The sequence below is a fragment of the Streptococcus suis YS161 genome (assembly GCF_002760245.1).
Taxonomy (GTDB): domain Bacteria; phylum Bacillota; class Bacilli; order Lactobacillales; family Streptococcaceae; genus Streptococcus; species Streptococcus suis_I.
The window spans coordinates 17,308-36,920 of sequence record NZ_ASCA01000011.1 but is presented as its reverse complement, the minus strand read 5'-3'; the positions used below and the strand labels follow the sequence as shown (position 1 = coordinate 36,920).

The following is a 19,613-nucleotide window of genomic DNA, read 5'->3' as shown; positions in this document are numbered from 1 at the left end:
TTAGTGCACCCTTTTGTCTAGAAAATCATCTAAAAATTAATCAACTTTCTATTGACTTTTTACCACTAGACTTTTGTAAAGTAAATAGTTTTATATTTATAATGATATACCGAATAAACTAAATTGTCTAGTATTTTTTTAAAAATAATGACTAAAAACTATTACCACCAAATTTTGCATAGATGCAGTCGATAACTGTGGTATTCTATCTACAAAATTCATCATTTTTTCCAAATAGCTAACAATCAGTTTCTCTGTTTTGGCAATAGCATGCGTTGCAAAAATCCTATCTGTAAGGATTTCCAACCCTTCTGCCGTAGGGGATTGAATATAGACCTGCAATTGCTGCTGGATAGACTTGTCTTCTCGCATGGCAAAAAGTAGCGGTGCAGTATAGATACCGTTTTGAATATCTTGCAATCTAGGTTTTCCTGATTCTGCCACATCCAGCTGATAGTCAATTAAGTCATCTCGTAGCTGAAAGGCCATGCCAAGTGCTTGCCCAGACCGAAAAGCCATGCTACTGTCTTTCCTAGATTGGCCTGGTACAAAACTCCCCAACTGACAGGCAAGTCCAAATAGAAAAGCTGTTTTTCCTTGAATTTGCTTGAGATAGGCTTTCATAGTCATATTGGCATCAAATTGATTAATTAGCTGTGATAGTTCCCCTCGAAGAATTGTTTCCATCAGCTTATCATTGCCCAAATCCAAATCATCACGTGATACTTCTAGCAAACGAAGCCCTTTTCCAAGCAAGCGACCTGAGTAGGCCAGAAGATAATCACCCGTGTAGATAGCAATTCGATTCGAAAATTGTTGATGAGCCGCCGTGACTCCCCGCCGTTTATCCGCGCCATCAATCACATCATCGTGAATAAGAGTCGCCAGATGCAGAACTTCTAAATGGGCAGCAAAATATAGCTTTGAACGGCTAATCTTTCCTTCCGTCATTTGTGCAAAGAGCAGACAGAGGCCGGCACGCAAGTATTTCCCAGGTGCCTCTACATATTCAACAATCTTCGATGTAACTGCTGGATGCAGGACCATCATCTCAGATAAGATGATGGATTTTACCTCTTCAAGTCCCTTCTCAATCTCAGGATAGGTATTCCAAATTTGATGTACCACTAACTTTCTATATTTCCTTTATTTTTTATCCTTGATACGGTAAATATGCTTCGGCTTTCCATAAATCTTCTTGTCTAGGAAACGACCCAACCATGGCATAATCCAGTAGTCTAGACCGAAGGCTCTACCCGCACCATTCATAAGAGAAATAGCTGCTGGGATGAACCAAATATTTACCCAGTAGAACATGCCTGACAGGCTGAACATAACTACCAAAGCAACGGTTGCAGCAGACACAATCCATACAAAGGCACCAGCAATCAATGCTAGACCGATACCGATTTCTGCTACTGTCATAAATTTTTGCATAAAGAGTGCTACTTCTTGGTTTGGCATCATAAATTCCATGATAGTAGCAAACCAATCAGGCATTTTATCCAAAACAGCCATCGGTGCTTCACCATAGGCATAGCTCAAACCAAAGATTGGTTCAGCCGCTTCTGCCGCAGCAGTTGCCGCTTGTGAGGCACTTGAAACCGCCTCAGCAGCAGATGCACCAGATACTGGATCAGCTAACCAAGGGAATGGGAAGACAACTTGATCCCCAAACCATGATGTTGTTCCAAATAAACCAAAGGCTTTCTTGATCCCTTCGTAGAGCCATACTGAACCATAAAGGACACGCATTGGCACAGACCACAGAAGATTGCCTTTTCCAGAAGTATGACCTCCAAAGATATTTCGCTTATTCTTAATATCGAAGAATTCATGGCGAACATAGGAGCCCATATAGAAGAAACTGCGAATGGTAAAGAAATAAAGCAAGTTGACCATGTGTTTGACAGCCATGGCCAAAAAACCAGACATATGGTATTTATCCATCAAGAAGGCGACACCATAACGCGAACCGATAGAGACCATGAAGCCATCGTATTTGCCTTTGTAGCGGTGTTTTTCGCCACCCTTGATTGCTGCAATAATATTACTTGCCGCAGTATGGCCTGTCTGTTCAGCTGCTTGTACAATCTGTGGAGTTGGTTTTCCTTCTGATTCTTCAAAGTAAACCAAATCACCAGCTACATAGACATTTTCCTTGCCTTTCGCTTCCATGAACTCATTGGCTACCAAACGACCTGCACGTGCTTTTTCAATACCAAATTCACTTGCGTCTGTATTGGCTTGAACACCAGCTGTCCAAATAGAGGTGTAGGTAGGAATTTGACGACCTGATGAAAGTGTCAAGCTATCTTCTTGTACACTTGCTACACCATCGCCAAGAACCAATTCAACACCTTTTTTCTCAAGGTATTTGCGAGCCTTGACTTGCTCTTTTTCAGTAACCATAGCCAAGATATTTGGCGTTGCCTCAACAACCTTAAGTGAGAATTCTTTTGGATCCAACTTGAACTCACGCGCCAAAATTGGTACCCAGTCAATCAACTCACCGATCATCTCAATACCTGTGAAACCAGCACCGATAACGGTAAAGGTTAAAAGAGCGCGACGTTTGGCTTCATCATGCTCACGCATGGCACGATAGCAAGCGTCAATCATGTGGTCATGCAAACGTTCTGCTGCTTCGATAGACCAAAGTGTAAAACCGTGTTCTTTAACACCTTTCACACCAAAGTCATTAGCCTCACCACCCATTGCAAGGAGCAGGTAATCAAAATCCAGAGTTTGGTGTTCCGCAACTACTTGTTTCTTATCGTAGTCAATCTCAACAACCTTGTCTGTTACCAATTGAACCTTTGGATATTTTTTGAAGATACGTTGAAGGTCATACTTGATTGCATTGGCTTCTACACGCCCAGCCGCAACTTCATGCAACTCTGTCATATAGGTATGGAAAGAGTTCTTATCAATCAAGGTAACTGTTACATCTTGATCCTTTTTAAAGGTTTTTCCTAGCAATCGAGTTGCTGCAATCCCCGCATAACCAGCACCGACAATCACAATATTTTTCGTCACAATGTTTCCTCCTTATTAGTTATTCTAGATTTAATGATATAATAATTACTAACTTTTTAAAATTCGGAAAAAGTGAATCATTCATTAACTTTTATTTTACAAAGGAGAGAGCCCAATGAATTTAGACTGGTATTACACTTTTTTAGTGTTATCTAAACACCTTAACTATCACAGAGCTAGTGAAGAACTATTCCTAACAGAACCTACACTCCACCAGCAAATTAAAAAACTCGAAAAACACTTACAGGTAAAGCTATTTGAAACAATTGGGCGGAAATTGTCTTTAACCTCAATGGGACGAGAATTTATTCCAATAGCACAGAAAATAGTTACAACTTATGAAGAGGGGATTCAAAAAATCCAATTAAAAAATAGAAAACTTGAAGCACATCTACGCATTGCTGCTTCTCCTTATATTGCGACATACCTACTGCCAAAATTTCTTCCAATATTTTTTGAAGAACAACCGTCAATCACTATTTCGGTCACAGTCCTGCAAAATGACATTTCACATGCAATTGAGAGTAATCAATTTGATATTGGAATTGCTAGAGAAGAACCCTATACTACGAAAATTCATTCGGAAAAAATTTGTGAAGGGAAAATTGCTCTCTTTTATCCCCAAAGCGATCTCCACTTAACTGAAGTTGAATTATTTCAAAAATACAAAATATTATCAGATAATCACCCAACTTATTGGACAAAAGTAAAACAAGAAATTTCTGAACTCGTTCCGGATTCCCAATTTGTTTCGATACAAGATATATCGGTTACTGAAAAATTGATTGAAATGGAACAAGGGATTTCATACCTTCCTCTATACCTTAAAACAAATTTTAATCCTAAAATTTGTTCTCGAATACCTGTAGAAATTTCAATTCCTGTATCTTTCACCTACTTAATGACTAGGAAGAATTCTGATGCTATTGAACTCTTTAATAATCAATTTAAAAATTTTATTTTGCTTGAACAAAATAAAGTCAACTGAAATATTCAATCGTCATTTTTCCAATAACTAAAAAGAATGTTCCCGGTCAGGAACATTCTTTGTTTTAGGAGAGTATTAGTTTGAATGCCAGATATCTTGGTTGTACTGCTCAATGGTACGGTCAGATGAGAAGAATCCAGCTTTAGCAATGTTATGAACAACTTTCTTGTTCCATGAATCTTGATCTTCGTAATCTGCAAAGACTTGTTCTTTTACTTCAATGTATTCAGCCAAGTCAATCAAGGTCATGAACCAGTCTTTCGAGATCAATTCATGGTGGAGACGACCAAGGCGTTCTTCATTACCAAGTGCTTTAATTTCATCGCTGACGATAAAATCAACTGCACGCTTGATATTGGCATCACCATTGTAGTAGTCAGCAGATACATATCCAGCCTTATCGTACAAGTCGATGATGGTATCTGAATCTTTACCAAATGTATAGATGTTGTCCATACCAGCCAACTCAGCAATCTCAACGTTGGCACCGTCCATGGTACCAAGTGTCAATGCACCGTTGAGCATGAATTTCATGTTACCAGTACCTGACGCTTCTTTAGAAGCAAGCGAGATTTGCTCAGAAATATCTGTTGCAGGGATGAGTTTTTCAGCAACGGTTACGTTGTAGTTTTCTACCAAGTGAACATTGAGGTACTTGCTGACTTCTGGATCGTTGTTGATCAACTCAGACAAGCAGAGAATCAAGTGAATGATGTCTTGGGCAATCACATAAGCTGGAGCTGCCTTACCACCGAAGATAACAGTGATTTTACGTTTTGGCAGATTGCCGTTCTTGATTTCAAGATACTTGTGGATGACATACAAGGCGTTCATTTGTTGGCGTTTGTACTCGTGGAAACGTTTGATTTGTGTATCAATAATAGAATTTTCATCCAGCTCGATACCCTTATTGTCTTTCAAATAACGTTTGAGAGCCAATTTGTTGTTGTGTTTGATTTCCGCCAACTTAGCATGAACTTCTTTGTCATCAGCAAAGGCAAGCAATTTCTCAAGCTTAGTCGCATCTGTTAAGTACTCATCGCCAATCAATTCTTTGATGTAGTCAGCGAGGTCTTGGTTGGCAAATTCCAACCAACGGCGGAAAGTGATACCGTTTGTTTTATTGTTGAATTTTTCTGGGTAAAGCTCGTAGAAAGCTTTTAATTCAGAGTTTTTGAGGATTTCTGTGTGAAGCGCAGCTACACCGTTCACTGAGTTAGAGAAGTGGATATCCATGTGGGCCATGTGTACACGACCTGATTCATCAATGATTTGGACTGCTGGGTCTTTAATTTCTGCACGAATAAGGGCATCCAATTCTTTGATAATATCAACCAAGTGCGGCACCACTTCTTCAAGGAACTCAAGTGGCCATTTTTCAAGTGCTTCCGCCAAGATAGTGTGGTTTGTGTAACCAGTCATATTCTTAACGATGGCAACTGCTTCCGCAAATTCAATACCATGCTTTTCAGTCAAAAGACGGATCAACTCAGGAATCACCATTGAAGGGTGAGTATCGTTGATTTGCACATAAGCGTAATCAGCCAAGTCATGCAAGTTTGAACCGCGCTCAATTGCTTCATCAATCAAAAGTTGAGCCGCATTTGATACCATGAAATATTGTTGGTAGATACGGAGCAATTCACCATTCTTATCAGAATCATCTGGGTACAAGAAGAGTGTCAAGTTTTCTTTAATATCAGTCTTGTCAAATGAAATACCGTCTGTAATCAAGTCATAGTTTACTGACTCGATGTCAAACAAGTTAAGGTAGTTCTTAGTCTCTTTTTTATAGCCAAGAATATCAAGACGATCTAACTTAGATTTCAACGTGAAGTTTTTAAATGGCACGTCATAACTGATATCTGTTGGAATCAACCAAGAATCATTTTCGATCCAGAAGTTTGGCTCTGCTTCTTGCTCATTTTTCTTAAATACTTGGCGGAAAAGACCACAGTGGTAGTTCAGACCAACACCTTCACCGTTGATAGCAAGTGTTGACATAGAATCAACGAAACATGAAGCTAGACGTCCCAAACCACCGTTACCAAGTGATGGTTCTGGTTCAACATCTTCAACTTGCGCCAATGATTTACCAGCTGCTGCTAATTCCGCTTGAATGTCTTTGTACACGCCCAAGTTAATCAAGTTGTTTGACAAGAGTTTACCGATAAGGAACTCAGCTGAGATATAGTAAACTTTACGTTTTCCTGTGTTTTTTGGTTTTGTCGCCGCAGCTTCTTTTACGTAGTTTAACAATTGAAGATAGATTTCTTCATTTGTCAAATCAGCTAATTTCTTCGAAGTGTTTGTTTCTACAAATGTTGTAAATTTAGTCATGGTTTTCATTTCCTCGTTGGTATAGTAATGTCATTTTTGTCAAGAAGTCTTTGCGTTCTTGGGTCAAGTCTTCAGCTTTCATGCGCCATTCCCAGTTTCCACCGATAGTTGACGGCATATTCATTCGACTTTCTTCACCCAAGTCTAGGACGTCTTGCATGGTTGCAATAGCTGTATCACTCACTGTTGCAAACAGCATACGCAGCATAGCTTGGCTAACTTTTTCAATCGGCTTACGGTTGCTGTAGGCGTCCACGTATTCTTGTTGTTCTGGATCAAGATTGTTGTACCAGCCATTGACAACCTCATTATCGTGAGTTCCAGTGTAGGCAACTGAATTTGGAATACAACGGTGTGGAGCATCGATACTCTTACCTGTTACATCAAAGAAACCAAATTCTAAGATTTTCATGCCTGGATAGCCACAATCCGCAAGCAATTTGCGAGCTTTAGCGTCAATGTTTCCAAGGTCTTCTGCAATGATTGGAAGGTCTCCAAGTGTTTCTTTGACAGCCTTAAAGAGATTGTAGCCAGGACCTGGTTCCCAAGTTCCAACCTTAGCTACTTCTGCCTTACCATCAACTTGCCAGAAGTCTGAGAAACCTTTGAAATGGTCAATCCGAAGGACATCATAAAGTTTGAAACTTTCATGGATACGATAAATCCACCAGTTATAGCCAGTTTTTTCATGTTCTGGCCAATCGTAAATAGGATTTCCCCATAATTGACCATCTGCCGAGAAGTTATCAGCTGGTACACCTGCTACATAAAGCGGCTTGCGTTCACTGTCCAATTTGAATAGTTGGGGTTTTGTCCACACTTCAACGCTATCAGCAGAAACATAGATTGGCATGTCTCCGATGATTTTGATGTGGTGTTTGTTGGCATATTCTTTCAATTGTTTCCATTGGCTGAAGAAGAAATACTGTGTGACTTTGTAGTAGTCGATTTGATTTGCCAATTCTAAGCGGTACTTATCAAGAGCTTCCTCGTTGCGAGCTACAACTTTTTTATCTTCCCATTCTTGGAGAGCTTTATTACCAAAGTACTCCTTGATAGCCATGAACTCAGCATAATCTGTCAACCAAGATGAGTTAGCCTTTTCAAACTCTAGAAAAGCAGCTTTCTTCTTATCATCTTGTAAAAATGCTTGAACTGCCTTCTCCAAAATTGGTCGGCGAACTTGATAGATAAGAGCATAGTCTACTTTTTCAGGATTATCTCCAAAATTTACATCTTGGAAATCTTCTGTTGCCAATAAGCCATCTTCAACCAAGAGGTCAAAGTCTATCAAGTGTGTATTTCCTGCAATAGCAGAGAAAGACTGGTAAGGAGAATCTCCATAGCTTGTAGTTGTTAGTGGTAAAATCTGCCAGTAGGTTTGCTTGGTTTCCACCAAGAAATCTACAAAATCATAGGCAGACTGTCCAAAAGTACCAATACCAAACTTACCTGGAAGTGAGGTAATATGCATCAAAATTCCACTGGTACGATTTGTCATAAAAACGTTTTCCTTTCTGTCGGTTACGAATATAGTTTAACGCAAACGTTTGCACTTGTCAAGGATTTTATAAAAAAAAGTTTTAATATGCTCTAAAAAGCCTATTTTATAGCATTTGTTAGCGGATAACAAAAAAGAAAAAATCAGATATTTCTATCCGATTTTTCAAATTCTTCACTATTTTTAAGCAAAGCTTTGCTCTTTTATTTGGATGCTTCCATCAACCACATCCGCTTCCAGATATTTGACCTCAACATGATCCAAATAGTAATCTGTTACCTTGTCTCGAATCTGATTTTCAATCACACGGCGCAATGGACGAGCTCCCATGGCCTTGTCATAACCTTCTTCCATCAAGAACTCTTTGGCTGCCTCAGTCACTTCTAAGTGAATACCTTTTTTAGCTAGGGTCTTATTGACTTGAGCCAACATCAAATCGACGATAGCCTTGAGGTCTTCTTTGCCCAAGTGTTTGAATTCGATAACTGCATTGAAACGGTTAAGGAACTCCGGACGGAAGAATGGTGCGATGCGGTCCATGATGTCTTGATTTTCTTCACTCTCTGCCATTCCATAACCAAAACCTGCATTTGAAGTCGCGATGACAAGGGTATTTTTGAAGTTGACTTGGTTGCCCTGTCCGTCTGTCAAATGCCCATCATCTAGCACTTGCAAAAGGAGGGTAATCACTTGTGGATCTGCTTTTTCAATCTCATCCAAGAGGACAATTGAATACGGATTGCGGCGGACACGCTCAGTAAGGGTGTTGGAGTTATCATCATAACCAACATAACCAGCTGTAGTACCGATTAATTTGGAAACGGCTGTCCGATCGCTGTATTCAGACATATCCAAACGAATAATGGCATCCTTGTTACCAAACAAGTCTAGCGCTAACTGTTTTGCCAACTCTGTCTTACCCACACCTGTCGGACCGACAAAGAGGAAGGAGCCAATCGGACGATTTCCGTCATCAAAACCTGCACGATTCCGACGAATGGCACGAGATACAGCTTCCACCGCATCGTCTTGACCGATAACCTTAGCTGCCAGACGATTTTTCAATTCCTTGAGTCGTTCAATGTCAGAAGCTCCCATTTGGGAAACGGGAATACCTGTCATGCGTTCAACTGCTTGAGCCACATCGTTGACTGTCGCAACAACCTTTTGTTGCTCCGTGTGATTGTCAATCTGTTCTTGGAGTTTGTCGATGCGGACTTTTTCATTGAGTGCTGTTTCATAATCCTCTTTCTCAGCAGCTTCCAACTGCAACTGTTTTGCCTCAGCCATTTCTGCTTCTAAGGTCTGAATATCTGTCACAGGATGTTGTGCAGCCAAGTGAGCAGCGGTAACATCGACCAGGTCAATAGCCTTATCAGGCAAGCTACGTTGTGGAATATATTGGACAGAATAATCAACCGCAGCTCTCAAGACCTCATCTGGCAATTCAATATTGTGGTGAGCTTCGTAAAGCGGCTTAATCCCTTTCAAAATCTGGTAGGTGTCTTCTGCGGACGGAGCATTAACCTTGACTTCATTGAAACGACGGGCCAGAGCAGCATTCTTGTGAATGGTATTGCGATATTCGTCCTGTGTAGTGGCACCGATAACCGTCAATTCCCCACGGGAAAGAGCTGGTTTGAGAATATCCGCTAAGCCCTTGGAACCTGAGTCCCCACCAGTGCTACCAGCTCCCAAAATCTGATGAATTTCATCGAAGAAGAGAATGATATTTCCAGCTTTTTTGACTTCATCCACAAGATTTTGCACATTTTCCTCAAAAGCTCCGCGGTACTGGGTCCCTGCCTCCAAGCCTGAAATGTCGATGGAGATGATTTCCTTGTTCTTAATAGCTGCTGGCACATCACCATTGACAATGGCTTGAGCCAATCCTTCTACTACCGCAGTTTTACCAACACCAGCATCACCGACCAAAACAGGATTATTTTTCGTACGGCGAGCTAGGATTTCAGAGGTTTCTTGGATTTCCTTATTTCGTCCAATGACTGGATCCAACTTACCTTCACGCGCATCTTGGGTCAAATTGCGACCAAGTTTTGCCAGAATCCCGTCTGACTTTATCTGACCTTTAGCCTGTGTTTGAGCCACTTCTTCTGTCTGTGGCAGGCGACCAGTCTGACGGTACATAGCGAATTCCTCCGGTGTCACTTCACGCCCATTGATAGAATAACGGCGACGTTCTGTACTGTAGCCACCCATGTTGCCCATGAGTTGATTGAAAATATCGTCCATATTGTTAAAGTTATTGAAATTGTTGTTCATAGTTTTTACCTCGTTTAAGTTTTATTTGCTTTTGACTTTTACTGACCTTTGTTTTAAAAAAATTGATATAGTCTTTTAGTTTGCTTTTAGTACTAGGCAACGAGCTGAAGGCAGTACTGAAGTACGGCAAAGCGAGTTAACGCAGTAATAAAAGATAAACTAAATGACGCTAATAGGGTATAATCCTGTCTTTCATCCCAACCTCCTTAGAAGTTTGTCTTTTACTGACCATTTAGTCAATAAGTCAGTCAAACCGTTCTCGTTTGACCTAAACTGACCTTTTGTTCAAAGAATTTGTAAGGCCTATTTACCTTACGAATCTTATTCTACACCATTGGTCAGTAAAAGTCAATGGTTTTGTTTGACCTTTTTTGACTTTTTGATAAAAAAATCTACCTGACGGTAGATTTGGCAGCTACTAGATGATAATCCCTTCCAAATGATCTAGTTCATGCTGAACAATCTGGGCTTGGAAATCTGTCAGCTTTAGGCTCTGCTTTTTCCATGAAGCATCAAAAAACTCCACTTCAATCTCCTGATAGCGCATCGTTAGGCGGGTACCTTCGAGCGACAGGCAACCCTCCTCGGTCTGATAGGGCTTGGCCTTGCTGATTAGGACGGGATTGTACATGACTAGGTTGGTAAAACCCATGTTGACGATGATAATCCGCTTTTTGATGCCAATCATGTTGGCCGCCATGCCCACGCAGGCGTGAGCGTGGGCTGACAAAGTATCCTGCAAATCCTGACCGACCTGCACATCTAGCTGAGTCGCAGGATCAGACTGCTGCTGCAGGAAGAAAATGTCTTTCATAATGGGTTGAATCATGGGAACCTCTTTCGATAAAGTATATAGTATTATTTTACTATTTTTTTGATAATTTGAATTATTTTATGCTTTATCGGATGAGGATAGTAACGAAAAGTACCAGCTTTTCTCAAAATATAACCATTAAAGTTCTGTTTAAATCGAAGAACACCATCTGAGTTGTCGAATATCCCTTGAATACCAAGGAAATTATAACGCTTAAGATTTCGTTTTATTGCACGTTGCATCGCCTCATATTGAAGTAAGAAAGGTGCAGATAGACTTTGAAACTCTGGATATGAGCCACCAAAAAGATAAGTTGCCTCGTTCACATCATAAATTATCAGTGCACATGCCAAAAAAATAGGAGCTGTCTGAGTTTGATTTAAAATATTTTGAACCACCTCCTGTTTTTTTAACAATTTCTGTACCTGCTGTGCATACTGTTTTGAATTTCTATCACTTGTTTCTATTTCCTTTTCAATTTGCTTTAGACTGGCTTTCGGGTCAAGTTCTGCAACTAAAAAATCTGCCTGTGTACCAAAGCTTTCAAAAAGACTGTTATAGTAACCACTATCTCTATCTTCAAAGCCTTGTCTAGCTCCAGTTTCCTCAATTATTTTTTTGAAAGCTGAAAGCTCCTTATGATTGATACTACGAATCCTGATACCGTAACTTTCTGAATTTTTTATGTTTCGTTTACTATTTTTATTGTAGGATTGCAATAACGACGTTGTTGAATACCCTTGCAAATCCTTCACATAATGCCAAACAGGCTCTCCATTTGGATAACCTGTTTGTAAGCCATCATGTTTAAATCCAACTTGCACCAGCTTCTCAATTAGTTGAGTATCTGCTTCACTAATTGGACTCCCTACACTATCAAAGAGTTGATAGGCTTGGGAAGGCTTGACCACCAATTCAAGTACGCCTTCACGCTTCGCATAGTTTTTTAAAGATTGATAAAATTCCTCTAAATAAGCATGATCGGTAACCAGCGGTCCAGAATTCAATTCCATATACAAACCACCAGCCATCTTCTTACAGAAAAGCAAAGTAGAAATAACGATCTCTAATTGTGAATTTTTAAAACCAACATAGCGAACATCGTATCCTCGCTTGGATAGTAATCCAGCCATTTCAATGGATTGAAAAAATGATTTTTCATTTACTTGTTGACAATGCTTTAAAAATTCTTCTTTAGTTATTTGACAAAAAGTCATTATTTTTTCTTCCTTAATTTTCTTCTAATTTCCAGTAAAACTTGAAAAATCTTATATAATATTGGCGAAACAATCAGGTCGAATTCCCCAATATACTCTTCTACTACTGGATTCAAATGTGATTTAAAGTGATAAAGACCTCCGTCTAAAGTTGGCTCTATTCCTCCTAAATTTTGCCATTTCACACCTCGATCGAAAGCATACTTTGCTGTCTCCACCCATGTTAGTAAAGCAGGCTGATAATGTTTAAACTTTTCATCCATACCAGCATAGATATTTTCAGATGTTCCTGCAAAATTTATTGTCAAAGTACCAGCCAATGGAACTAGCTTACTCCCGTTACGAGTCAGAGAATTTATCATTTCTAATTCTGTATTTATTCTTCGGATTTCCTTTTTATAATTTTCAATCTTCGATTGTCTTGTAGTGGATGTGAAGGTCATGGCTTCTTTTACTAATTTTTCTTCAAGATAAGATAACTGTTCATATCTCTCTGCTAAATCCAAATAGGCAACTACAATATAAGAATTTTCTGGATAGGCATTCAATATTTTTTGATAATACTCTCTCCCCCGCAAGCGAATAGATTTGCGCTCCTCAGTCTTTTTTAATAGCTCTGAAAAATCTCTTAACAATTCCTCACGACCAATTCGAATCTCAATACCTTTATTACGCGCCGACCGAATATTTTGTCGAACTCGTTTATTTAGTGATTCCTCTGAGAAGGATTCGCTATATAATACTGCATGACAAGTAGGTTGGATTGTAGCCGACATGGTCTGCACTCGACCAGACCAAATACCTCCCAAATCAACAATCCTATCTTTGACGGCAAGTACATTTAATTCTTCTTCCCTATCTCCTGTTATAGTTTTACTAGATAGTCGAATAAATGGATCGAATTTTATAACAACACTGCGTTCTCGGAGGGCAAATTCTTTTATGGACTTAAATACAAATGATACTAATTCAGCATCTTCATAATTCATTACAGGACCTCTTGGTATATAAATCATCGTAAAACCAAATGGTACTACCAACCTTCTGATAAGAAGAGAAGCAACTGCCACTAATTGTCCATCTTTAAAAAAGCCTAGTCTCTCATTTCGCCACTCACTTTTTACGGTTGCCCACTGACTACTCTGCAACAGGTTAGCCTGTGGTGATTGCTTTACAAATGAATCATGTTCCTCAGCAGAAATACCTATTTTATAAGTGTAAAACATTAATTATTCCCCTTGTTCATAATTACTTTTAACGCTAATTAGGAAGGGCTTGCCCGTAGTGTCAAGCCCTGCTATACTAGTATAGCAAGCGATTTTGTCAAGTATTTTGTCCTGTTTTCAGTAAAAAAAAGCCTAGTTTTCACTAGACTTTTCTTATTTATTTTCCACAATAAATCGCAATCGCTTGGCTGACAAAGGTTGCTGTACCTTCTCCTCCCACTTGATCAATAAATTGAGTAAACCGGTTATCTGCAATATACATTTGTCCTAGACTTGCTAGAATTTCATTGGTACAATTATAAAAATTCTCACTAATATAAGCTTTAAGAACCTCTACCTGTTTCTGAACTTTGGAATCATCAGCTGATAAATTCTTCATTTTTCCAAATTCCATCATAATACCAGACATTTCTGCACTTATCTGAGCAAACCCTTCCTGATTCGTCTTAGCAGAAAATTCCTGAAAAGCTGCGGTATTGCCCCATCTTTCTTTAGCTTCCTCCTGGAAAGCCAACAAATCTGACTTATCAAACACTTCAAAATTCATGTAATTTTCTCCCTTCTGCTGTAAAGACTTGGCATGCTTTATGACTTTTTCCAAGTGTTTCTTTTTCAACTCCAGTAATCTAATCTGGTCTTTCAAAGCTGACTCTCTGTCATAAGCTACATTCCCTACAATTTTTTTAATTTCTTTGAGAGGAAATTCCAATTCACGAAAAAGTAAGATTTCTTGCAACTTTTCAAACGCTTCATTATCATAATAACGATATCCGTTTTCCGCAATAAAACTAGGTGTCAACAAATTTATTTCATCGTAATAATGAAGTGTGCGCACACTGATACCTGAAAGCTGACTCATTTCCTTCACTGTTTTCATGGAAACCTCCTCTCTATGACCAGTATAAAGGATAACGTAAGGTGAGAGTCAAGGGAAATATTACATTTTTTTCAGCCGGTTTTCCACAATAGCAATCTTATTTTCCTGGCACCATTCCAGTACAAGCTCTTTGTAGCATTGTGCCTCAAAAACATACCATTCTTCCAAGCGGTCACATCTCTCTAACTCATTCTTAAAACGTCTAAAAGCACCGCGCCCTCGAATAGCTCGAGATAGACGGCCAGACAAGTCTCCATCAGTCAAATCAGAAATATAGAGTTCCATAAATGTGTAAGGGTTGAAGTCATAATAAGTCGGCAGCCGTACGAACCTTCCCGTCACATCCTCCTCAATCTCTTCTTCTAAACCTTCACAGGATTCAAGCCCCGTTTCCTCAACAGACAGATAGACTAATTCATCTAAATAGCTATCATAATAGTACCTATCACCTTGACTAATCATCTGCAACGAATCAACCACATCTTGAAACCAAACTGCCATATCCTACCACCTCACTGCATCTAATTCCTCTATCATGGCTTTGCGTCGCGGATACTGGACTTTCCACGAAGTGCGAAGACTTGTACTCACCACTTTCCCATCAGGTAAACCTGCAATTTTTACTAAATACCCTGCTAACTGACGATAGCGGCTTCGACTACTAGCCACATCCATCTGCTGACAGAGAGCTTGAGCGTAGGCATCTCGTAATTGCTCAGGCAGTTTCTCTGATAAATAGTCTTCAAATCGATCCAAATTTTCTAAGACCCAGTAACTTGCTGTAATGCGGTCCAATAATTCCTGCGGTCGGTCTGCCAATTGCAACAATTTCAACTGCTGCGACTGGAAACGACCATCCTCCAGCAAATCATCTAAGTAGCTCTGCCATTCTTCCCTAGAAACATAGTCCCGCAACTCCTCTATCAGATCCAAATCAGTATCACCAGCTGAAAAAATCATCTCCAGTAGTTCGTCTCTAACCTTGTCATCCTGCCCTTGAGAACGATAGATGTCCCGTAACTGCTGGCTATAATCCGACACCAGTCCCCTATACTGGGCATCCAATCGCTTGCTTTCCTGCAAGAGATGGACTGCCCGATCTAGCTGCTGATTTGCTACAGCCTGGGCAATGGCTAGTTTACGAAGTTCCGCCACCTCCCAATGATTGGCCTGGAAGGTCAGCAAATCTGCCTCACTAGAGCCCAACTGAACCAACAACCTGTAACAGAGCAAGGCAAATCGATCACGACGGAATTTCCATGACCAAGAGGACTTGTCTCCTCCTTCTATCGCTTGCAAGACCGCTTGAAAATAGGTCAATTTCTGCTCAAGGAAATGTTCTTCTTGAAACTCCATTTCCACAAATTCCATGAGAAGATCCTCTGCAACCTCATAGCCACTTAGCTGTTCTAAGCACCAGTCGAGTAATTCTTGGGCAATCTGATCCGGAGCCACAGTCAATAAATGCTGCCAGTAGCCTGCAAGGCTATAGAGTAGACTACCAGTCGTTCCATTGGAATCATCCAACTCCTGCTGGCAAATCTGATGGTAAAAGGCATCTGATACAGCCAAGAAATTCGCATACTCACACCTATCCAGTAAAGGCTGGAGATACTGATGCATCGCCTTTGTCACAGCCTGTTCGTAATCCCTAGTCTGCCTATACTCTATAAACCCCATACGTCTGTCCTCAAAAGGAAGCCCCAGGTCTCTGATTTCCTTCATCACATTTTCCACTTGCTGAGGTGTTAGCTGGGATGAGAAACGCAGTTGTAGCCGATTGGCTAGTTCCCTATCTTCTTGGGCTAATTCAAGAACAACAGCCCGTAGTTGCTCAACTGTCAATTTATCCAGGAGCTGGGCAAGTGACACATCTTTGCCCTCAAGAGCTGGATGGCTATCTAATTCAGAAATAGCAAACAAGACTGCTGCAATATGCTTGCAGTGGTTCATTTCTTGAGCATATGGACACTCACACCACATACTGACCAGCTGACCGTGCTCAAAGCTAATCTCCACCTCATAGACTTGACCACCAATAACGTGTGCATTGTAGCCATCACTGGTCTTTTGAAGCCCTTGAACAGCATCGTCTAAAAATAAACTGCAACCCCTATCTACAATGTGAGGCTTAAAATAGTCCATCCAATTTTTCATGATTTATTTCCTTTGATTTTTCTACTTAAATTATACAAAAAAAATAGGAAGTTTTTCAAGTCAACGACAAAAACTTCCCATTCTTTATTGAGTTCATCTCACTCCACCCTCATTGGCACGCGCCCGTAGGTCTGCTCTACTATTGCGTCAGCACCCAGTTGATAGACTGCGTCTGCCTGCTGGGTCAGGCTGTCCCAAGGCTCTTTGCCGATCCGCGTCATCAAGCCCACTCGCTCCTTGACCGTCTTGAGATAGGCCTGACCTCGAGCCGAGAAGCCTAGGACATGGACCGCTTCTGGCAAGGGAGTTTCCACCGCATTGACCAGGATGTAGGTCAGCACCCGCCGCACCCTCGCCTTAGTGTAGCGCTTGGTCGCAACAGCTTCCACTAACTCCTCCACGGTCGCTACGCTCCCAATAGCAGAGCGGATACGACTGGTTAGTTCTTCGTTGACCTGAAAGACCTGACTGAGATCTGGGTGGGTCGCAATCTGGTAGCGGAGCAGAGGAAAATAGTTTCTCCAGCTTACCTTGGTCGCCTCTTCAAAGAGACTGGCAGACGGTAAAAAGTCACGAACCAAGTCCAGCTGGTCAGCACCCTTGCGGATAGCTGTCGCCGAGGCGTAGGACGTTTCCACCTCTTCCGAGTGAAAACCAGCCCCCTGCCGCTGAACTGGACCGAGCTGAATGCCTGTTCCAGCCACTGCCTTAGCGTAAGCTAGAGCCAGAATATGGTTGGGCGTGTCACCTGTGAAGGTTAGTCCCGCAAATTCCTGCCACATAGCCTGGGTCTTCTGTGGATAAGAGAGATTGTCTGGCAAGTTTTTCACAAAATTTTCCATTTCTTCCGACTTATCCACATAGATATCCGCAATTGTCTGATAATCCAGCATTTCTTCCGTACCGAAAACCAGTTTTTCCACACCTAGCCTGTGTAAAATGCTGATGGCTCCCTTGGCGAAATGGTCAGCCGACTGGACCGATACCAAAAAGGGCATCTCGACAACAAGATCTGCACCGTGTTCCAAAGCCATCTGAGCCCGTGTCCACTTATCCACAATAGCTGGCTCGCCCCGTTGCATAAAGTTGCCTGACATGACGACAATTTTCAGCCCCTCAGCCTGCTCCAGCAGGTATTTATGCCCCGTGTGAAAAGGATTGTATTCCGCTATTATCCCTGAAATCATGCCCTACCTCCTAGACTTTATTCAACCATCTCCAACCTAATACCTAAATTACAGCAAACTCTTTTTCTGCAATCTGTACTGCTTCAAGTATATCCTCTTCTGCTAAAACCGTGCGTTTTGAGATAACTCGTTCAACCTCTCGTTCAATTATTGACTCTCTAGTAAACATCCTATTTTTAACAGATTGCTTTTTCTGGAACATGTCTTTAAGTCGTTCTCCTAATTTCTTATCGAAGATATTATTTTGAATTTCTTTAAACTCTTCTTCTGAAAGCGCCATAGCCATAACAATATCAATAAATTCTTCTTTTAGAATTGCAAACATCTCAATTCTGTCATCTTCTATAAAGTTGTCTAAAACAACCTTAGAACCAACAGCAGCCAATGTTCCACCAGCTACTGCACCTACAAATGACCCAACTGGACCTAAAAATGCTCCAGCAACCGCACCACCTGCAACTCCACCTAGTAAGCCTGTTCCTGCTACTAGGCTATTTTTTAATAACTGTTGGCTAGATATTCTACCTTGCAGTAGATCAAATACGTCCGGACCTACAGTAATTCCGAATGAAATAACTCCTGCTGCTTGTCTAGCAACAGTATTGGCTGCGACATTCTTAACTGTTTGTTCAGCGATTTTTTTAGTAAGAATTTTTCCAATTTGTTGAGAAGCTGTGTATATAGCCGCTCCCAACAATATCGTTTTTACTCCAGAATAGATTGCTGATTTTGCAGCTTCTTCAGTATCTTTTCCAGCCCATTTTTCCATTGCAAAAACAAGGACAAAGCTTATTCCTGCAACTGGAATAGATTGAATGGCACCATCTATGGCATCATATTTCAATGAGACAATATTTCCGCCCTTGGCAACCAGTTTTGCCTCATTATAAGTAACATTCCCTTTTCTAATAATCAGATAGGCATCATCAGGCTCACTATGACCCGGAACTTTTCCAGCTTTTATTTTTTTCTTCATGAGTTGAATTGATTCATTATACTGGTCTTTAGGAACTTCTAACTGCATCCCCTTATAACGGTATTCTCCTCCATTAGCCTTATCAAATGCTGCATTTATCGTTCCACTAGCTTTTGCATAGTATTTTGTTTGAATTTTTTGATTTCCAACAATTCTATCTGCCCCATTTTTGACATTATCTCTCCCTACTTGCTCTACTTTTTGGAAAGGATACTTTATCTTGTCTATTACATTATTAGCATATTCAGCTGCATGCCCATGTCCTTGTGGAGCTTTTGCGATAGCATTAAATTGAATATCTTTCAAATGAGAACCTAGCATCATATTTAAACCTATAATTGATCCTATTTTAGTCCCATTTTGGAAATTCTCTGTATGAAAATCATTTTTTTGCAAACGATCAATAACTTTTTCTAAATAGTTTTCATGTAAATCTGCCGTATAACCTGTTTTAATAATTGAGTTTAAATTTGCAACTATATTTTTTTGTTGAACGTCATCAAATTGAAAATATAGTCTCTCAATCTTATTAGGATAAAAAAGTATAATTTTTTTACCCTTACAAGAAATCTTCCATAAACCTTTTAAAGGGAAAAACTTTTTGCTAATTTTATACTTAACATCAGCATCATTATTGCTATTTTCGATTTGTTCTCTAAAATAAAATCCATCCTGGGTTAACAACAATCCATATTCCAAAAACTCCTCGTCAATTTTGCTCCTAATAGGACTATAGCCAAAAATCTCCAAATTCTCAATGTCATTAACTGTACAAACAAAATCTTTGCTCCCCAATATAAACCATCTAGCCCGACCGTAGGGAATCTGTGTACTAGAATATTCAAAAGACTCGGCTAATTTGCATAAATGATCACGAATAATATCTTCATCGTATTCATGTATTTGACGACTTGAATTTAACCATATTTGAAACAAAGCTACATAAGCTAATAATGACAATAAAAGAGTAACAAGTATTGCAACCAAGATAATGATAGCTACGTTCAT

14 protein-coding genes are annotated in these 19,613 nt (G+C 40.1%); 1 reads left to right on the top strand and 13 read right to left on the bottom strand.

What is annotated here, in order from left to right; translation table 11 throughout:
• Positions 1-138: 138 nt before the first annotated feature.
• Both SST111_RS02000 and SST111_RS01995 read right to left on the bottom strand, forming a co-directional pair.
• A complete protein-coding gene (locus tag SST111_RS02000; RefSeq protein WP_099809838.1) occupies positions 139-1,128 on the bottom strand; it encodes a polyprenyl synthetase family protein in 990 nt (329 codons plus the stop codon).
• Between the two features lie 18 nt (positions 1,129-1,146).
• Positions 1,147-3,039 (bottom strand): NAD(P)/FAD-dependent oxidoreductase, encoded by a 1,893-nt coding sequence (locus tag SST111_RS01995; protein WP_099809837.1) that lies wholly within the window; start codon positions 3,037-3,039, stop codon positions 1,147-1,149.
• Between the two features lie 115 nt (positions 3,040-3,154).
• Between SST111_RS01995 and SST111_RS01990 the strand changes: the two genes are divergently transcribed.
• Positions 3,155-4,027 (top strand): LysR family transcriptional regulator, encoded by an 873-nt coding sequence (locus SST111_RS01990; protein ID WP_099809836.1) that lies wholly within the window; start codon positions 3,155-3,157, stop codon positions 4,025-4,027.
• Between the two features lie 75 nt (positions 4,028-4,102).
• Here SST111_RS01990 and glgP read toward each other — a convergent pair whose 3' ends face one another.
• The 11 genes from glgP to SST111_RS12350 all read right to left on the bottom strand — a co-directional run bounded on the left by glgP (position 4,103) and on the right by SST111_RS12350 (position 19,613).
• Positions 4,103-6,367 (bottom strand): glycogen/starch/alpha-glucan family phosphorylase, encoded by a 2,265-nt coding sequence (glgP, locus tag SST111_RS01985; RefSeq protein ID WP_099809835.1) that lies wholly within the window; start codon positions 6,365-6,367, stop codon positions 4,103-4,105.
• On the bottom strand, positions 6,360-7,868 hold the full coding sequence (malQ, locus tag SST111_RS01980; RefSeq protein WP_011922661.1) for a 4-alpha-glucanotransferase: 1,509 nt from the start codon (positions 7,866-7,868) through the stop codon (positions 6,360-6,362). The genes glgP and malQ overlap by 8 nt, the downstream gene beginning before the upstream one ends.
• A gap of 183 nt (positions 7,869-8,051) precedes the next feature.
• Positions 8,052-10,151 (bottom strand): ATP-dependent Clp protease ATP-binding subunit, encoded by a 2,100-nt coding sequence (locus SST111_RS01975; protein WP_099809834.1) that lies wholly within the window; start codon positions 10,149-10,151, stop codon positions 8,052-8,054.
• Positions 10,152-10,569: 418 nt separating this feature from the next.
• The gene (locus tag SST111_RS01970) at positions 10,570-10,980 is read right to left on the bottom strand and encodes a peptide deformylase (RefSeq protein WP_099809833.1); all 411 of its coding nucleotides are present in this window, start codon (positions 10,978-10,980) and stop codon (positions 10,570-10,572) included.
• Between the two features lie 29 nt (positions 10,981-11,009).
• Positions 11,010-12,182 carry a peptidoglycan bridge formation glycyltransferase FemA/FemB family protein gene (locus tag SST111_RS01965; protein WP_099809832.1) on the bottom strand — a complete coding sequence of 391 codons (1,173 nt, stop codon included), beginning with the start codon at positions 12,180-12,182 and terminating at the stop codon, positions 11,010-11,012.
• Positions 12,182-13,408, bottom strand: a complete 1,227-nt coding sequence (locus SST111_RS01960) for a peptidoglycan bridge formation glycyltransferase FemA/FemB family protein (RefSeq protein ID WP_099809831.1) — start codon at positions 13,406-13,408, stop codon at positions 12,182-12,184. The genes SST111_RS01965 and SST111_RS01960 overlap by 1 nt, the downstream gene beginning before the upstream one ends.
• Before the next feature lie 157 nt (positions 13,409-13,565).
• The gene (locus SST111_RS01955; protein ID WP_099809830.1) at positions 13,566-14,285 is read right to left on the bottom strand and encodes a MerR family transcriptional regulator; all 720 of its coding nucleotides are present in this window, start codon (positions 14,283-14,285) and stop codon (positions 13,566-13,568) included.
• A 60-nt stretch (positions 14,286-14,345) separates the two neighbouring features.
• Entirely contained in the window at positions 14,346-14,786 is a 441-nt protein-coding gene (locus SST111_RS01950; protein WP_099809829.1) for a UPF0158 family protein, read from the bottom strand.
• 3 nt (positions 14,787-14,789) lie between these two features.
• Positions 14,790-16,442, bottom strand: a complete 1,653-nt coding sequence (locus tag SST111_RS01945; RefSeq protein WP_099809828.1) for an SWIM zinc finger family protein — start codon at positions 16,440-16,442, stop codon at positions 14,790-14,792.
• Between the two features lie 98 nt (positions 16,443-16,540).
• Positions 16,541-17,629 (bottom strand): nucleotidyltransferase, encoded by a 1,089-nt coding sequence (locus SST111_RS01940; protein ID WP_099809827.1) that lies wholly within the window; start codon positions 17,627-17,629, stop codon positions 16,541-16,543.
• A gap of 43 nt (positions 17,630-17,672) precedes the next feature.
• Positions 17,673-19,613, bottom strand: a complete 1,941-nt coding sequence (locus tag SST111_RS12350; protein ID WP_238140602.1) for a hypothetical protein — start codon at positions 19,611-19,613, stop codon at positions 17,673-17,675.

What these genes read in the sequence shown, in the direction of transcription:
- SST111_RS01945 (WP_099809828.1), bottom strand. Translation starts at nt 16,442, where the DNA reads ATGAAAAATTGGATGGACTATTTTAAGCCTCACATTGTAGATAGGGGT.
- SST111_RS01955 (WP_099809830.1), bottom strand. Translation starts at nt 14,285, where the DNA reads ATGAAAACAGTGAAGGAAATGAGTCAGCTTTCAGGTATCAGTGTGCGC.
- SST111_RS01970 (WP_099809833.1), bottom strand. Translation starts at nt 10,980, where the DNA reads ATGATTCAACCCATTATGAAAGACATTTTCTTCCTGCAGCAGCAGTCT.
- SST111_RS12350 (WP_238140602.1), bottom strand. Translation starts at nt 19,613, where the DNA reads ATGAACGTAGCTATCATTATCTTGGTTGCAATACTTGTTACTCTTTTA.
- SST111_RS01940 (WP_099809827.1), bottom strand. Translation starts at nt 17,629, where the DNA reads ATGATTTCAGGGATAATAGCGGAATACAATCCTTTTCACACGGGGCAT.
- SST111_RS01990 (WP_099809836.1), top strand. Translation starts at nt 3,155, where the DNA reads ATGAATTTAGACTGGTATTACACTTTTTTAGTGTTATCTAAACACCTT.
- glgP (WP_099809835.1), bottom strand. Translation starts at nt 6,367, where the DNA reads ATGACTAAATTTACAACATTTGTAGAAACAAACACTTCGAAGAAATTA.
- SST111_RS01960 (WP_099809831.1), bottom strand. Translation starts at nt 13,408, where the DNA reads ATGTTTTACACTTATAAAATAGGTATTTCTGCTGAGGAACATGATTCA.
- SST111_RS01965 (WP_099809832.1), bottom strand. Translation starts at nt 12,182, where the DNA reads ATGACTTTTTGTCAAATAACTAAAGAAGAATTTTTAAAGCATTGTCAA.
- malQ (WP_011922661.1), bottom strand. Translation starts at nt 7,868, where the DNA reads ATGACAAATCGTACCAGTGGAATTTTGATGCATATTACCTCACTTCCA.
- SST111_RS01975 (WP_099809834.1), bottom strand. Translation starts at nt 10,151, where the DNA reads ATGAACAACAATTTCAATAACTTTAACAATATGGACGATATTTTCAAT.
- SST111_RS01950 (WP_099809829.1), bottom strand. Translation starts at nt 14,786, where the DNA reads ATGGCAGTTTGGTTTCAAGATGTGGTTGATTCGTTGCAGATGATTAGT.